Raw genomic sequence first — 15,327 nt, forward strand, 5'->3', positions numbered from 1 at the left:
CTCTCATCGGGTCAGAAACTACAGAATGGACTGACCGGTCTTGCCCCAGTCCGCCATGAAGGCATCCAACCCCTTGTCGGTTAACGGGTGCTTGACCAAGGCCTTGAAAACGTCGGCCGGGATGGTCGAGGCGTCGGCGCCGGCCAGGGCGGCGGCGGTCACATGATCCGCATTGCGCACCGAGGCGGCCAGGATTTCCGTGCTGAAGTCGTGGATGTCGTAAAGGGTGCGGATGTCTTCCAGCAGGCCCACGCCGTCGGCGCCGACATCGTCCAGACGACCGACGAAGGGCGAGATGAAGGTCGCGCCCGCCTTGGCCGCCAGCATGGCCTGGGCCGCCGAGAAGCACAGGGTGACGTTGGTCTTGATCCCCTTGTCGGCGAAGGCGCGGGTGGCGCGCAGCCCGTCCCACGTCAGCGGCAGCTTGACCACGACGTTGGGGGCGATGGAGGCCAGCTTGTCGCCCTCCTTGACCATGGTCTCGAAGTCGGTGGCCACGGCCTCGGCCGAGATCGGCCCCTCGACCAGGGCGCAGATTTCGGCGATGACCTCGGCGATGTTGCGACCCGACTTGGCGATCAGGCTAGGATTGGTGGTGACGCCGTCCACCATCCCGGTGGGCAGCAGGTCCTTGATGACGGCGACGTCGGCGGTGTCGAGGAAGAGTTTCATGAGACCAGTTTTAGCGCCGAGTTGTGACGGAAGCGACCGTCTTTCGCGGCCAGGGATATTTCAGACTCCGTGACAGAAAAAACAGAGTCCAATTCGTCTGAATCGTCTGAAATCGCTTCGCCGGGCGTGGCGAGGGGCGGCGATCCTGGCATGGCGCTACGTCGGGATCGGACGTCGGCGTTGCGGGCGTGCGGGGGCGGGCAGTGAAAGTCGCCTCCGTCCTCATCCCCCTGCCGGTGCCGGAAGCCTTCGACTACGAAGTCCCCGAGGCACTGCCGGTCGCGCGCGGCGATCAGGTCGCCGTGCCGCTGGGCCCGCGCCTGATCCGGGGCGTGGTCGCCGAGGTGTTCGAGACGACCGGCTCCAATCGGCGTCTCAAGGCGGTCGAACAGGTGCTGGCCGATCCGCGTCTGCCGGAACGGACGCTGGACTTCGTCGAATGGGCGGCGCGCTGGACCCTCAGCCCGCCGGGCGAGATGGCGGCCACGGCGCTGAAGGGCCTGCGCGCGCCCCGGCCTCGGCCCGAGCGGCGGGTGCGGCGCGTCGAGGGACGCAGTCCCGCCCGCCCGACGACCGCGCGCACGGCGGTGCTGGAGGCGCTGGGCGCGCGGTCCATGCCCGGCCCCGATCTGGCGCGGGCGGCGGGCGTCTCGTCCGGCGTGGTCAAGGGACTGGTCGACGAAGGGGTGCTGGAGGCCTTCGAGGTCGAGGCGGTCGCCGCCTTCGATGCGCCTGATCCCGATCATGCGCCGGCGACCCTGAATCCGGATCAGGCGGCGTCGGCGGCGGCCATCGCCGAGGCCGTAGCGGCGGGCGGGTTCGCGCCCTTCCTGCTGGACGGGGTGACGGGCTCGGGCAAGACAGAGGCCTATCTGGAGGCGGCGGCGCGCGCGCTGCGGGCCGATCCGACGGCGCAGGTGCTGATCCTGCTGCCCGAGATCGCCCTGACCCAGGCGGTGATCGAGCGCATCACCGCCCGCTTCGGCGTCGCCCCGGCCGAATGGCATTCCGGCGTCGCCCCGCCGCGCCGTCGACAGGCGTGGGAGGCGGTGGTCGCCGGCCGCTGCAACATCGTCGTCGGGGCCCGCTCGGCCCTGTTCCTGCCCTACGCCAACCTCAAGCTGATCGTGGTGGATGAGGAGCACGACGGCTCGTTCAAGCAGGAGGAGGGGCTGGTCTACCACGGCCGCGACCTGGCCGTCGCGCGGGCGCGGATCGAGGGGGCGGCTGTGGTGCTGGCCTCGGCCACCCCGTCGCTCGAGACGCTGTGGAACGCCCATCAGGGGCGGTATCGCTGGCTGAAGCTGGCGGCGCGGCACGGCGCAGCGGTGCTGCCGGAGATCGGGCTGATCGACCTGCGCGAATGTCCGCCGGATCCGCAGACCTGGCTGTCCCAGCCTTTGCGCGAAACCATCGGCGAGACGCTGGCGCGCGGCGAACAGAGCCTGCTGTTCCTCAACCGTCGCGGCTATGCCCCGGTGGTGCTGTGCCGGTCGTGCGGGCATCGGCTGACGGCGCCGGACACGGATTCATGGCTGGTCGAGCACCGCTACACCGGGCGGTTGGTCTGCCATCTGACCGGCTTCTCCATGCCCAAGCCCAAGGCCTGCCCCTCGTGCGGGGCCGAGGATTCGCTGGTCCCGGTGGGGCCTGGCGTCGAGCGGGTCGAGGAGGAGGTGCGCCAGCTCTTCCCTGAGGCGCGCACCGCCGTGTTCAGCTCGGACACCGTGCCGGACGGCAAGTCGGCCCGCGCCCTGATCCAATCCATGGCCGACGGCGAGATCGACATTCTGGTCGCCACCCAGGCTGCGGCGAAAGGCCACAACTTCCCGCGCCTGACGCTCGTGGGCGTGGTGGACGCGGACCTTGGGCTTCGCGGCGGCGACCTGCGCGCGGCCGAGCGCACCTATCAGCTGCTGGCTCAGGCCACGGGCCGGGCCGGGCGGGCGGACAAGCCGGGACGCGCCCTGCTGCAGACCTGGACGCCCGAGCATCCGGTGCTTCAGGCGCTGGCGGCGGGCGACCGCGACGCCTTCGTCGAGGCCGAGATGGCCGAGCGCGAGGCGGCGGCCTTGCCGCCGCACGGCCGTCTGGCGGCGCTGATCCTGTCCAGCGAGAACGCCATGGCGGTCGAGAAGGTCGCCCGCGATCTGGCCGAAGCCATCCCCAACGCCGAGCGGCTGGAGGTCTATGGTCCCGCCGACGCGCCCCTGGCCCTGGTCCGCGGGCGGCGACGCAAGCGGCTGCTGGTGCGGGCGGATCGCGATGTGAACCTGCAGGCCTTCCTGCGCGCCTGGCTGGCGCGGGTGAAGGTCCCGGCCTCGGTGCGGCTGACCGTGGACGTGGACCCTTATAGTTTCCTGTAGGGCGCGCTGGCGCCTACCCACTCTCTGTCATCCTCGGGCTTGACCCGAGGATCGGTCCATCCGCAGGCGCGACTTTGGAGACGGCGAGCGCGCGGGCCGCTTGATCCTCGGGTCAAGCCCAAGGATGACGGTGGAGGGAGGGGTGAGGGGCGACGGCCGCGCCTACCTCGGCCCGGTCAGCTTGATCTCGAACAGGGCGGGCCAGTTCTTGCCGGTGACGAACAGGCGGCGGCTCTTGGCGTCCCAGGCGATGCCGTTCAGCACGTCGTCGGCCGGATCCTGGACCGGATCCTTGAGCAGGCCGCTGAGGTCGATGACCCCGACCACCTGGCCGGACGCCGGGTCGATGCGGACGATGTAGTCGGTCTGCCAGACGTTGGCCCAGACCTCGCCGTCGATCCATTCCAGCTCGTTCAGCCGACCCAGCGGACGACCGTTCAGGGTGACCGTCACGCGCCCGGTCTCGGCCTGGGTGTCGAGGTCGAGAAAACGCAGGGCCGTCGATCCATCGGACAGGATCAGGCGCGACCCGTCGTGGGTCAGCCCCCAGCCTTCGCCGTCATAGGCGAAGCGCGACAGGAGGCTGAGATCCCTGGCGTCCCAGATGAAGCCGACGCCGTTGATCCAGGACAGGGAGAAGACGCGGCCGTCGGCCTCGGTCAGGCCCTCGCCGAAGTATTCCGGGTCCAGTTCGCGCTTCTCCAGCACGACGCCGTCCTCCAGCCGCACGCGGCGCACGCCGGAGGGATCGCGGCCGGTGCTTTCGATCAGCACGCCGTCGCGGATGACCAGCCCCTGGGTGAAGGCGGTCGGATCGTGGGGAAAACGCCGCACCACCTCATAGCCGTAGACGGGAACGCGCGCGGGCGCTGGCTGGGCGGGGGAAGAAGAGGGGGCCGGCCCCGGCGCTTGCGCCGCCGCCGGCGCGGAAAGCGCCAGCAGTAGCATCGCCAGGACCGGCCCGATGCGCACGTTTAGACGCCAGGCTCGGCGGTTTCGGCCTTGTTGAGGGCGGCCTTGGCGGCTTCCTCGGCCTGGTTCTTTTTGATCTGGGCGTTGCGCGACCACATGTTCAGGCCTTCCACCAGAGCCGAGAAGGCCATGGCGGCGTAGATGTAGCCCTTCGGCACGTGGACGCCGAAGCCGTCGGCGATCAGCACGGCGCCGATCATCAGCAGGAAGCCCAGGGCCAGCATGACCACGGTCGGGTTCTTGTCGATGAAGTTGGCCAGAGGATCGGCGGCCAACAGCATGACGGTCACGGCGACGACGACGGCCACCATCATGATGGGCACGTGTTCGGTCATGCCGACGGCGGTCAGGATCGAGTCGACCGAGAAGACCAGGTCCAGAAGGATGATCTGGAAGATGGCCGCGCCGACATTGTTCATGACGACGTCCTTCTTGTCCTTCTCCAGCAGGTCGTTCGACGGGGTGGTGTCGACCGAATGGTGGATCTCCTTCGTCGCCTTCCACAGCAGGAACAGGCCGCCGGCGATCAGGATCAGGTCGCGCCAGGAGAAGGCGGTGTCGAAGGTCTCGCCATGGATGCCCAGGTCGAAGACGGGCTGGGTCAGGCCGACGATCCAGCCGATGGTGGCCAGCAGGCCCAGGCGCATGATCAGCGCCAGGCCGATGCCGATGCGGCGCGTCCGCTGGCGATGCTCGGGCGGCAGCTTGTTCGACAGGATCGAGATGAAGATCAGGTTGTCGATCCCCAGCACCACCTCCATGACAATCAGCGTCACGAGGGCCGCCCAGGCGGCGGGATCGGTCAATAGCGGGGTTATGCTTTCAAGCATCGCGGGTCCTGATGGAGGTTAAGGCTTTCCGGTAACGGGAGCGTGAGCACGCATCAAGCGGTCGAACGCGTCGTCATCGTCGCAGGCACGGCTCTCGGGTCCAGCTAGACCGGTACGTCTTCGACCAAAGAGAGCGCGGGTGCGGCGTTATCGTTCCGCGCCCCTTGGTTGCGGGTTGCGGCCTTGCATGGTATCAGCCGCGCGGCTTTAGCGAAGGGCGTATCGAAAGATGCGTCCCCAGCGTGCTTTCTTAAAGCATATCAGGCCCTTGACTGGCGCAGGCGACTGCCGCCGGTCTTGCGACAATCGCTTCAGACGCGGACCAAATATAAGTGGCGGACGATTTCAGGACGACGGAAGTCGGCGGACGGTATGCACAGGCGCTGTTCGACCTCGCGGACGAGACGGGGGCGTTGGACGCCGTGCGCGCTGATCTGCGCGCGCTGAAGGCCGCCTGGCTGGACAGCGCGGATCTGCGTCGCCTGGCGACGTCGCCGCTGATCTCTTCGGATGATCAGGCGAAGGGTCTGACGGCCATCGCCGACAAGGCGCAGTTCACGGCGACGACACGCAACTTCCTGGGCCTGGTGGGCCAGAACGGCCGCGCGGCGGACCTGCCGGGCGTGATCGCCGCCTTCGAGGCGCTGTACGCCAAGAAGACGGGCGTTGTGGCCGCCGAGGTGGTCTCGGCCGTGGCTCTCAGCGCCGCCCAGACCAAGAAGATCCAGAGCGAGCTGCGCGCCGCCCTGGGCCGCGACCCCGAACTGACCGCCCGCGTCGATCCGTCGATCCTGGGCGGCCTGAAGGTCAAGGTGGGCTCGAAGCTGTTCGACGCCTCGCTGAAGACCAAGCTCGACCAGATGACCTTTGCGCTGAAGCGCGCCTAAACCCCGAATTTCAGTTCAAGCCGGGCCAGCGGGCCCGCACCGAAGACGAAAGCCGAAAGAGCCAATCATGGATATCCGCGCCGCCGAAATCTCGGCCATCCTCAAGTCGCAGATCGCCAACTTCGGCGTGGAAGCCGATGTTTCCGACGTCGGCCAGGTGCTGTCGGTCGGCGACGGCATCGCGCGCATCCACGGCCTGGACAACGTCCAGGCGGGTGAAATGGTCGAGTTCACCAAGGCCGGCGTGAAGGGCATGGCCCTGAACCTGGAACGCGACAACGTCGGCGCCGTGATCTTCGGCGCGGACGCCGACATCGCCGAGGGCGACGACGTGCGCCGCCTGGGCGAGATCGTGGACGTGCCGGTCGGCAAGGGCCTGCTGGGCCGCGTCGTCAACCCGCTGGGCGAGCCGATCGACGGCAAGGGCCCGATCCAGTTCACCGAGCGTCGCCGCGTCGACGTGAAGGCCCCCGGCATCATCCCGCGCAAGTCGGTTCACGAGCCGATGCAGACGGGCATGAAGGCGATCGACACCCTGATCCCGGTCGGCCGCGGCCAGCGCGAGCTGATCATTGGCGACCGTCAGGTCGGCAAGACCGCCGTCGCCATCGACACCATCCTGAACCAGAAGACGGTCAACAAGTCGGACGACGAGTCGGCCAAGCTGTACTGCATCTACGTCGCCATCGGTCAGAAGCGCTCGACCGTGGCCCAGATCGTCAAGACCCTCGAAGAGTCGGGCGCGCTGGAATACACCATCGTCGTGGCCGCCACGGCGTCGGAACCGGCCCCGCTGCAGTTCCTGGCTCCGTTCGCCGGCACCGCCATGGGCGAGTATTTCCGCGACAACGGCATGCACGGCCTGATCATCTATGACGACCTGTCCAAGCAGGCCGTGGCCTACCGCCAGATGTCGCTGCTGCTGCGCCGTCCGCCGGGCCGTGAAGCCTACCCGGGCGACGTCTTCTACCTGCACAGCCGCCTGCTGGAGCGTTCGGCCAAGCTGAACGAGGACTACGGCTCGGGCTCGCTGACGGCCCTGCCGATCATCGAAACCCAGGCCAACGACGTGTCGGCCTACATCCCGACCAACGTGATCTCGATCACCGACGGCCAGATCTTCCTGGAATCGGACCTGTTCTATCAGGGCATCCGTCCGGCCGTGAACGTCGGCATCTCGGTGTCGCGCGTGGGCTCCTCGGCCCAGATCAAGGCCATGAAGCAGGTCGCCGGTTCGATTAAGGGCGAGCTGGCCCAGTATCGTGAAATGGCCGCCTTCGCGAAGTTCGGCTCGGACCTGGACGTCTCGACCCAGCGCCTGCTGGCCCGCGGCGCCCGCCTGACCGAGCTGCTGAAGCAGCCGCAGTATTCGCCGCTGGCCGTCGAGGAGCAGGTCGTGTCGATCTACGCCGGCACGCGCGGCTACCTGGACGCCATCGAAGTGTCGCAGGTCGGCCGTTTCGAGAGCGAACTGTTGGCCCGCATCCACGCCAACCACGCCTCGCTGCTGGAAGGCATCCGCACCAAGAAGGCCCTGACGCCCGAGCTGGAAGCCGAGCTGAAGGACATTCTGGCGGCCTTCGCCAAAACCTTCGCCTGATCGTTCGGCCCTGTAGTCAAAGGAAGAGCAGAGCCGGATGGCTAGCCTCAAGGAAATGCGCGATCGGATCGGAAGCGTCAAAGCGACGCAGAAGATCACGAAAGCCATGCAGATGGTCGCCGCGGCCAAGCTGAAGCGCGCCCAGGAGCAGGCGGAGAACGCCCGCCCCTATGCGTCGCGGATGGCCTCGGTCATCGCCAACCTGGCGGCGGGCGTCGGCGACGACGGCCCGCGCCTGATGACCGGAACCGGCGCCGACCAGAAGCACCTGGTCGTCGTCGCCACGGCCGACAAGGGTCTGGCGGGCGGGTTCTCGACCAACGTCATCCGCGCCGCGCGGGACCACATCAACAGCCTGATCGCCAACGGCAAGGACGTCGAAATCGTCGCTGTCGGCCGCAAGTCGCGCGACCAGCTGACCCGCCTGTTCGGCGACAAGGTCGTCAAGACTTTCGAGCTGAGCGAGCACAAGACGGTGGGCCTGCATTCGGCCCAGCCGATCGCCGAGCTGCTGGCTGAAAAGTTCGAGGCGGACGAGGCCGACAAGGTCACCCTCTTCTACAGCCAGTTCAAGTCGGTGATCTCTCAGGTCCCGTCGTCGCGTCTGCTGGCTCCGGCCGAAGTCGACGCCGACGCCTCGGCCGACGCCGGCGCGCTCTATGAGTACGAGCCGTCGGAAGAGGACATCCTCGAGACCCTGCTGCCGCGCAACCTGACGACGCAGATCCTGGCCGCCCTTCTGGAAAACCAGGCCGGCTTCTTCGGCGCCCAGATGGCCGCGATGGACAACGCCACGCGCAACGCCGGCGACCTCATCAGCGCCTTGACGCTGCAGTACAACCGTTCCCGCCAGGCCCAGATCACCACCGAGCTGATCGAGATCATCGCCGGCGCTGAAGCGCTCTGATCCCGACACAGCTGACATTCGACACGGATAAACCCCGATGACCGACACCACCGCTCCCAAGAAACCCGCCGCCAAGAAGCCGGCCGCCAAGAAGGCCGCTCCGGCCGTCGCTCCCGCCGCCGTCGCGGGCCAGGGCAAGATCGCCCAGGTCATCGGCGCCGTCGTCGACGTTGAGTTCGACGGCCACCTGCCGGGCATCCTGAACGCTCTGGAAACCCAGAACGTCGACCAGAAGACGGGCGAGCCCTTCACCCTGGTCCTGGAAGTCGCCCAGCACCTGGGTGAGAACATGGTCCGCACCATCGCCATGGACACGACCGAAGGTCTGACGCGCGGCCAGGCCGTCGTCGACACCGGCAAGTCGATCATGGCGCCGGTCGGCCCGGGCACGCTCGGCCGCATCATGAACGTCGTCGGCCAGCCGATCGACGAAGCCGGTCCGATCAAGACCACCGAGTTCCGCCCGATCCACCGCGAGGCGCCTTCGTTTGAAGAGCAGTCGACCTCGTCGGAAATCCTGGTCACCGGCATCAAGGTCATCGACCTGATCTGCCCCTACACCAAGGGCGGCAAGACCGGCCTGTTCGGCGGCGCCGGCGTCGGCAAGACCGTGACCATGCAGGAACTGATCAACAACATCGCCAAGGCTTACGGCGGTTATTCGGTTCTGGCCGGCGTGGGCGAACGCACCCGCGAAGGCAACGACCTGTATCACGAGATGATCGAGTCGAACGTGAACGTCGCCGGCGGCGGCGAAGGCTCTAAGTGCGCGCTGGTTTACGGCCAGATGAACGAGCCCCCCGGCGCCCGCGCCCGCGTGGCCCTGACCGGCCTGGCCCAGGCCGAGTACTTCCGCGATGAAGAGGGCAAGGACGTCCTGCTGTTCATCGACAACATCTTCCGCTTCACGCAAGCCGGTTCGGAAATGTCGGCTCTGCTGGGCCGCATCCCCTCGGCCGTGGGCTATCAGCCGACGCTGGCCACCGAGATGGGCAACCTGCAGGAGCGCATCACCTCGACCAAGAAGGGCTCGATCACCTCGATCCAGGCTATCTACGTCCCGGCTGACGACCTGACCGACCCGGCGCCCGCCGCCTCGTTCGCCCACTTGGACGCGACCACGGTTCTGAACCGCGACATCGCCGCCCAGGCCATCTTCCCGGCCGTGGACCCGCTGGACTCCACCTCGCGGATCATGGACCCGCTGGTGATCGGCGAAGAGCACTATCAGGTCGCCCGCCGCGTTCAGGAAATCCTGCAGCAGTACAAGGCGCTGAAGGACATCATCGCCATCCTGGGCATGGACGAGCTGTCGGAAGACGACAAGCTGGTCGTGTCGCGCGCCCGCAAGATCCAGCGCTTCCTGTCGCAGCCCTTCTTCGTGGCCGAACAGTTCACCGGCTCGCCTGGCAAGTTCGTCGAGCTGGCCGACACCATCCGCTCGTTCAAGGCGATCTGCGACGGTGAATACGACCACCTGCCGGAAGCCGCCTTCTACATGGTCGGCGCCATCGAAGAGGCCGTCGAGAAGGCCGCCAAGATGGCTGCGGAAGCCTAAGTCATGGCCGGTAAGCTGAACTTCTCCCTCGTCGCCCCGGAACGCGAAGTCTTCGCCGGTTCGGTCGATCAGGTCGATGCGCCGGGCGTTGAGGGCGACTTCGGCGTCCTGCCGGGGCATGCGCCCTTCATGACCACCCTGCGCGAAGGCGTGGTGACCGTCTATGACGGCGCCCAGCGTCGCCGCTTCGAGGTCAAGGGCGGCTTCGCCGACGTCAATGGCGAAGGCCTGACCATCCTGGCCGAAGAGGCTTCGGAGCTCGTCGCGAACTAAAGCGTCGTGCGGCTGAAACGATCAAAGGCCCCTCGCTCCGGCGAGGGGCCTTTTTCGTGGGCCAGGGCTGGGCGGGCGGCGCGCTTAGGCGGCCCAGGCTCCGAACGCCTGCACCACCTGCTCATAGACCGGCCGCTTGAACGGCACGATCAGGCTGGGCGCTTCGTCCAGCCGGCCCCAGCGCCAGGCGTCGAACTCGGGCTCGCCGTGGCCGTTCAGGTCGATTTCGTCCTCGGCGCCGGTCAGGCGGAAGGCGAACCACTGCTGGCGCTGGCCCTTCAGCCCTTTCCAGCTTTTCGGGCTCGGCAGCCCCTCGGGGAAGTCATAGGGGATCCAGTCGCTCGTGCGGCCCAGAAGGGCGATGGAGCGGACGCCCGTTTCCTCGTGAAGCTCACGACGGGCGGCGGCCTCCAGGTCCTCGCCGTCGTCGACGCCGCCTTGCGGGAACTGCCAGTTCCACGGCTCGGGCGTGTCGGCTCGGCGGCCGAACCAGACCTGGCCGGCCGGGTTGAACAGGACGACCCCGACGTTGGGGCGATAGAGGGACAGATCGATGCTCATGCCCTTCGCATACGCCGCCGTCTCGGTGCGGGCTAGGCGTCAACGTCCGAGAAAGGCCCCGCGACTAAGGTCGCCGCATGGACAGACGTCATCTGATCGGCCTGACTTTGAGCGGCCTCGCATGGGCGGGCGTCGCCCACGCTTCGCCTGACAAGAGCGGGGGCGGCAAGGGCGGCTATCTGTCCCTGCCGACCGCCACGGCCACGGTGCTGCGTCGCGACGGCCGGCGCGGGATCATGACGGTCGAGACAGGGCTGGACATCGCCGACGGCGCCTTGATGGAGCGGGCGCGCCTGTCGCAGCCGCGCCTCAGCGCCGCCTATAACGAGATTGTCCGCATCGCCGCCGAACGGCTGCTGCCCGATGCGCCGCCCAATGTCGAATGGCTGGTCGTGGCCCTGCAGCACGCCACTGACGCCATCCTGGGCAAGCCGGGCGCCAAGCTGCTGCTGGGCACGGTGATGGTCGCCTGACGGCAGGGCGGCGACGCCCGCCCGCTCAGTCCTGCGTCGGGTCCGGGCGGCTGGCGTCGCCGTAGGTCATGGCCAGGAAGACGTCTTCCAGGTCCGGATCCTCAGTGGCGATGTCCTTGATGGTCACCCCCGCCGCGCGCACGGCGGCCAGCACCTGCTCGACACTGGATTCGCCCGTGCGGTAGGTGACGACGAAGGCCCCGTTGGCGCGCGGGGCGACGTGGAAGCCGTTCAGGACGGGCAGGGTCGCGGGCGCCGTCTCGGGCGTCACCACCACGTTGCGGGTGTCCAGCCGCTTCAGCAGTTGTTCGGTCGGCTCGCAGGCCACCACCTCGCCGCGGTTGATGATGGCGATGGTGTCGCACAGCTCCTGCGCCTCTTCGAGGTAGTGGGTGGTCAGGATCACCGTCACCCCCTCCTCGTTGATCTTGCGGACGTAGTCCCACAGCTGGCGGCGCAGCTCGACGTCCACGCCCGCGGTCGGCTCGTCCAGGATCAGCACGGGCGGATTGTGCACCAGGGCCTTGGCCACCATCAGGCGCCGCTTCATGCCGCCCGACAGGGCGCGGACATAGGCGTTGGCCTTGTCAGACAGGCCCAGGGCCGCCAGCAGCTCGTCCGAGCGGCGCTCGTCCGCCGGCACGCCGTAGAAGCCGGCCTGGACCTCAAGCGCCTCGCGCGGGGTGAAGAAGACGTCGGCGACGATTTCCTGCGGCACGACCCCCAGGGCCGAGCGGGCGTCGCGCGCCTCGTGGTCGATGTCGCGGTCCCAGATACGGACCGTGCCCTCGGACTTGTTCACCACCCCGGCGATGATGTTGATCAGGGTCGACTTGCCCGCGCCGTTGGGGCCCAGAAGGCCGAACATCGAGCCGCGCGGAACCGTCAGATCGACGCCGCGCAGGGCCGTCTTCGGCGGCGACTTGCGCGAGCCCTTGTAGGTCTTCTTCAGCCCCCTGACCTCGATGGCGTTGACGGGCAGGGCGGGGGCTTGGGTCATGGCGCGGACTTCGACTCGGGCAGGTATGGGCGGACGGCATAGGTAGGGGGCGCGGCGCGGTTCGCCAAGGCGTCGTCGCGAGGGCGGAGACAAGTCTGCGAGACGATATGTAAAAGTCGCTTGACGGGGTGCAGAGGTGTGTCTAGCTTGCTTGTCAGAAAGACAACTTCGCTTGGATAAGGAAACGCCATGACCACCGCCATCGCCTCGCGCAAACCGCTGACCCGCACTCGCCTGATCGGCTTCATCGCCATGGGCTTCTGCGCCGTCGGCTACGTCGGCTTCGCCCTGGCCCTGGGCGCGGGCAAGCTGGAGTATCTGCCGATGACCCAGGCGGCGATCATCGCCGCTGTCGCCGCCGTGGTCGGCGAGGTCGGCCTGTGGGTCGGCGCCGGCTGCCTGGGCCTGACCCTGTTCAAGAAGCGCAAGGCGCTGTTCGACAAGGTGATGGGCCGCAAGCCCGCCGCGTCGGACGTTTGACCTGAGGTTCCGGTCCGCCTAGGAACGGCGCAAAGCCTCTCCAGACCGGACCGGATCATGCCTCCCCGCCATCTCGAAGCCGTCATTCCTCCCCCCGAAGAGATCGTCGTCTCGACCAAGCGCGTCGCCTGCGACGGCGGCGGCGGCGCCCTGGGCCACCCGCTGGTCTATATGGACATGGGCGAGGACGACTTCATCGAGTGCGGCTATTGCGACCGCCGCTTCGTGCTGTCGGCGCATCCGCAGCCGGAGAACGAATACCTCGACCCGGCGGCCCGCCCGCCCGAGGCGCACTGAGGCCGGTCATGCGTTATCTGCACACCATGGTCCGGGTGAAGGACCTGGACGCCTCGATGCGTTTCTACTGCGACCTGCTGGGTCTGCAGGAGACGCGCCGCGCCGACTATGAAGCCGGGCGTTTCACCCTGGTCTACCTGGCCGCCCCTGCGGACAAGGCGCGAGCCGAGGCCGAGAAGTCGCCTGAGGTCGAGCTGACCTACAATTGGGACGATCAGGATTACGACGGCGGCCGCAATTTCGGCCACCTGGCGTTCCAGGTCGACGACATCTACGCCGCCTGCCAGCGCCTGATGGACGGCGGCGTCGTCATCAACCGCCCGCCGCGCGACGGCCACATGGCCTTCGTCCGTTCGCCGGACGGCATTTCGATCGAACTGCTCCAGGCGGGCGAGCGTCTGGCTCCGGCCGAGCCGTGGGCCTCCATGCCCAACGTGGGCGCCTGGTGAGGGCTGTTCGCAGGCTGCTGCCCGCCGCCCTGCTCTTGATCCTGGGCGCCTGCGCCATGGTGACCGAGACCAATCCGGCGCGGACGGCCACCGACATGCTGCTGGTCAATCGCGCCGCCGACCGCGCGGTCGAGGGGCTGACGCTGCCGATCCCCCAGGGGGCGCGCGTCTTTGTCGACGAGACCTATTTCCAGGCCGAGAACGCCCGTTATGCGCTGAGCGCCATCCGCGCCGCCCTGTCGGAAGCCGGCTACGCCATCGTGCGCGAGCGCGGCGAGGCGGACGCCATCTTCGAGGTGCGGGCCGGGGCCCTGTCGCTGGACCAGCTGCGCCGGGTGGTGGGCATCCCCGACATGCGCGTGCCGATCAATGAGAGCCTGAACGTCGTCTCCATCCCCGAGGTGTCGCTCTATTCCAACCGCGACCGCATGGGCGTGGCCGAGTTCTCGGGCTTTCTTTACGACGCACGCACCGGCATGCCGCTGGGGGCGGTGACGCCGATGATCGGCCAGTACAAGATCCGCGCCCACAAGGCCTTCATGATGATCACCTGGGGGCAGCAGCTGGCCCAGCCGGGCGAGCGCGATCCGGGGTCGAGCTGGAAGGAATTCTAGGGCGCGGCCAAGGCGCGCGCGGGTCTCTCAGTCCGTTCGCGGAGCGAGACAGCCGCTTCGGAGCGTGTTAGGGCGCAGGTGAGCATAAGGCGTTGGCCGCGCTCATTCGTTCGCCGCCCGCCGCAAGAGACGCCCTTGTCCTTCTTCCACGCCGGTCCTGCGCCGAAAGGCTCCGGTCTTCGCCGAGGCGCCCTGCGCGACGGGCTGAACCTGGCGCCGGGGATGAAGGTCGGCCTGCTCGGCGGCTCGTTCAATCCGGCCCACGACGGCCATGCCCATGTCGCGGCCACGGCTATGCAGAGACTGGGGCTGGATCGCGTGGTCTGGCTGGTGTCGCCGCAAAACCCTCTGAAGTCCGCCCATGAGACCGCGCCGCTGGCCGAGCGCATGGCCTCGGCGCAGGCGGCGGCCGAGACGGTCGGCCCGGCGATGATCGTGTCGGATTTCGAGACCCGGGCGGGCACGCGCTGGACCGTCGACACCTTGCGCGCCATCGTCGCGCGCCATCCGGGCGTGCAGTTCGTTTGGCTGATGGGATCCGACAACCTGGCTGATTTCCACCGCTGGCGCGGCTGGACCGATATCATGCGGCTGGTCCCCGTGGCGGTCATCGCCCGGCCGGGCAGCCTGCTGGACAGCCGCACCGCGCCGGCGGCCGTGCGGTTCGCGCGGTATCGCGTGCCCATGGCCCAGGCGGGGCTGCTGCCCAGCCTTGAGGCGCCGGCCTGGACCTATCTCTCGGCGCCCCTGAATCATCGCTCGTCGACCGCCATCCGGGCTTCGCGCGCGGCGCGAGGCGAAGAGTCGAATCCGATCGGGTGACCTTTCGCGCCGGGCGTGCTAGACTGGAGTTTTAGTAAATCGCCTTGGAGCCCTCCGCTGACCCCCTCGACCGCGCACGATGCGCAAGACGCCGTTTCGAATGCGGCGCACGAAATGGACCTGATGGATTCCGTCCATTCCGAAGACGGTCAGGCCGAGGACGGCCCCAGTAGCGACGAGCGCCAGCCCCTGCCGGTCGGCGCGACCGAGCTGGAACAGGCCATCCTCGCCAAACTCGACGAAGACAAGGCTCAGGACATCGTCCTGATCGACCTGCGCGGCAAGAGCCCGATGTCCGACGCCATGATCGTGGCTTCGGGTCGTTCGCACCGCCACGTCGGCGCCATCGCCGACCACCTGCTGCGCCTGTTCAAGGAACGGGGCCTGGGCAAGGTGAAGGTCGAGGGCCTGCCGCACTGCGACTGGGTGCTGCTGGATGCAGGCGACGTCATCGTCCACCTGTTCCGCCCCGAAGTGCGCACCTTCTACAACATCGAGAAGATCTGGGCGGTCGACAGCGCCCACCGCGGCGGCCCCGTCCGCGGCTGATCCACCTGACGACGGGC

18 protein-coding genes are annotated in these 15,327 nt (G+C 68.0%); 13 read left to right on the forward strand and 5 right to left on the reverse strand.

Features of this window, described 5'->3' with window-relative positions:
- Positions 1 to 18: 18 nt before the first annotated feature.
- On the reverse strand, positions 19 to 672 hold the full coding sequence (fsa, locus tag H9656_RS08885) for a fructose-6-phosphate aldolase (RefSeq protein WP_191743914.1): 654 nt from the start codon (positions 670 to 672) through the stop codon (positions 19 to 21).
- A gap of 203 nt (positions 673 to 875) precedes the next feature.
- Between fsa and H9656_RS08890 the strand changes: the two genes are divergently transcribed.
- Positions 876 to 3,038, forward strand: coding sequence for a primosomal protein N' (locus tag H9656_RS08890; RefSeq protein ID WP_191743915.1), 2,163 nt, complete (start codon positions 876 to 878; stop codon positions 3,036 to 3,038).
- A 162-nt stretch (positions 3,039 to 3,200) separates the two neighbouring features.
- Here the strand turns inward: H9656_RS08890 and H9656_RS08895 are convergent, their stop codons facing one another.
- Both H9656_RS08895 and H9656_RS08900 read right to left on the reverse strand, forming a co-directional pair.
- On the reverse strand, positions 3,201 to 3,986 hold the full coding sequence (locus tag H9656_RS08895) for a glutaminyl-peptide cyclotransferase (protein WP_191744384.1): 786 nt from the start codon (positions 3,984 to 3,986) through the stop codon (positions 3,201 to 3,203).
- 26 nt (positions 3,987 to 4,012) lie between these two features.
- On the reverse strand, positions 4,013 to 4,840 hold the full coding sequence (locus H9656_RS08900) for a TerC family protein (protein WP_191743916.1): 828 nt from the start codon (positions 4,838 to 4,840) through the stop codon (positions 4,013 to 4,015).
- A 332-nt stretch (positions 4,841 to 5,172) separates the two neighbouring features.
- Between H9656_RS08900 and H9656_RS08905 the strand changes: the two genes are divergently transcribed.
- The 5 genes from H9656_RS08905 to H9656_RS08925 all read left to right on the forward strand — a co-directional run bounded on the left by H9656_RS08905 (position 5,173) and on the right by H9656_RS08925 (position 10,065).
- Positions 5,173 to 5,727: a F0F1 ATP synthase subunit delta gene (locus tag H9656_RS08905; protein ID WP_191743917.1), complete on the forward strand. Its 555-nt coding sequence runs from the start codon at positions 5,173 to 5,175 to the stop codon at positions 5,725 to 5,727.
- Positions 5,728 to 5,794: 67 nt separating this feature from the next.
- A complete protein-coding gene (gene atpA / locus H9656_RS08910) occupies positions 5,795 to 7,327 on the forward strand; it encodes a F0F1 ATP synthase subunit alpha (RefSeq protein ID WP_191743918.1) in 1,533 nt (510 codons plus the stop codon).
- Positions 7,328 to 7,364: 37 nt separating this feature from the next.
- Positions 7,365 to 8,234, forward strand: coding sequence for a F0F1 ATP synthase subunit gamma (locus tag H9656_RS08915; protein WP_191743919.1), 870 nt, complete (start codon positions 7,365 to 7,367; stop codon positions 8,232 to 8,234).
- A gap of 37 nt (positions 8,235 to 8,271) precedes the next feature.
- Positions 8,272 to 9,792 (forward strand): F0F1 ATP synthase subunit beta, encoded by a 1,521-nt coding sequence (gene atpD / locus H9656_RS08920; protein ID WP_191743920.1) that lies wholly within the window; start codon positions 8,272 to 8,274, stop codon positions 9,790 to 9,792.
- Positions 9,793 to 9,795: 3 nt separating this feature from the next.
- Positions 9,796 to 10,065 (forward strand): ATP synthase F1 subunit epsilon, encoded by a 270-nt coding sequence (locus tag H9656_RS08925; RefSeq protein WP_003166300.1) that lies wholly within the window; start codon positions 9,796 to 9,798, stop codon positions 10,063 to 10,065.
- An 84-nt stretch (positions 10,066 to 10,149) separates the two neighbouring features.
- On the opposite strand, the gene H9656_RS08930 is transcribed toward H9656_RS08925, so the two are convergent.
- Positions 10,150 to 10,626: an RNA pyrophosphohydrolase gene (locus H9656_RS08930; protein ID WP_191743921.1), complete on the reverse strand. Its 477-nt coding sequence runs from the start codon at positions 10,624 to 10,626 to the stop codon at positions 10,150 to 10,152.
- A gap of 77 nt (positions 10,627 to 10,703) precedes the next feature.
- Between H9656_RS08930 and H9656_RS08935 the strand changes: the two genes are divergently transcribed.
- A complete protein-coding gene (locus H9656_RS08935; RefSeq protein ID WP_191743922.1) occupies positions 10,704 to 11,099 on the forward strand; it encodes a Tat pathway signal protein in 396 nt (131 codons plus the stop codon).
- Between the two features lie 25 nt (positions 11,100 to 11,124).
- On the opposite strand, the gene H9656_RS08940 is transcribed toward H9656_RS08935, so the two are convergent.
- Positions 11,125 to 12,099 carry an ABC transporter ATP-binding protein gene (locus H9656_RS08940; protein ID WP_191743923.1) on the reverse strand — a complete coding sequence of 325 codons (975 nt, stop codon included), beginning with the start codon at positions 12,097 to 12,099 and terminating at the stop codon, positions 11,125 to 11,127.
- Positions 12,100 to 12,288: 189 nt separating this feature from the next.
- Between H9656_RS08940 and H9656_RS08945 the strand changes: the two genes are divergently transcribed.
- The 6 genes from H9656_RS08945 (at position 12,289) to rsfS (ending at position 15,310) form a co-directional block, all read left to right on the forward strand.
- The gene (locus H9656_RS08945) at positions 12,289 to 12,579 is read left to right on the forward strand and encodes a hypothetical protein (RefSeq protein ID WP_191743924.1); all 291 of its coding nucleotides are present in this window, start codon (positions 12,289 to 12,291) and stop codon (positions 12,577 to 12,579) included.
- Positions 12,580 to 12,636: 57 nt separating this feature from the next.
- Positions 12,637 to 12,876 (forward strand): zinc-finger domain-containing protein, encoded by a 240-nt coding sequence (locus H9656_RS08950; RefSeq protein WP_024355136.1) that lies wholly within the window; start codon positions 12,637 to 12,639, stop codon positions 12,874 to 12,876.
- Positions 12,877 to 12,884: 8 nt separating this feature from the next.
- On the forward strand, positions 12,885 to 13,325 hold the full coding sequence (locus H9656_RS08955) for a VOC family protein (RefSeq protein WP_191743925.1): 441 nt from the start codon (positions 12,885 to 12,887) through the stop codon (positions 13,323 to 13,325).
- Entirely contained in the window at positions 13,322 to 13,939 is a 618-nt protein-coding gene (locus tag H9656_RS08960) for a DUF6655 family protein (protein ID WP_318240624.1), read from the forward strand. The genes H9656_RS08955 and H9656_RS08960 overlap by 4 nt, the downstream gene beginning before the upstream one ends.
- 135 nt (positions 13,940 to 14,074) lie before the next feature.
- Entirely contained in the window at positions 14,075 to 14,761 is a 687-nt protein-coding gene (locus tag H9656_RS08965; RefSeq protein ID WP_191743926.1) for a nicotinate-nucleotide adenylyltransferase, read from the forward strand.
- Positions 14,762 to 14,875: 114 nt separating this feature from the next.
- The gene (gene rsfS, locus H9656_RS08970) at positions 14,876 to 15,310 is read left to right on the forward strand and encodes a ribosome silencing factor (RefSeq protein ID WP_191743927.1); all 435 of its coding nucleotides are present in this window, start codon (positions 14,876 to 14,878) and stop codon (positions 15,308 to 15,310) included.
- Positions 15,311 to 15,327: the final 17 nt, after the last annotated feature.

It is taken from the genome of Brevundimonas guildfordensis (genome assembly GCF_014836405.1).
Lineage (GTDB): Bacteria > Pseudomonadota > Alphaproteobacteria > Caulobacterales > Caulobacteraceae > Brevundimonas > Brevundimonas guildfordensis.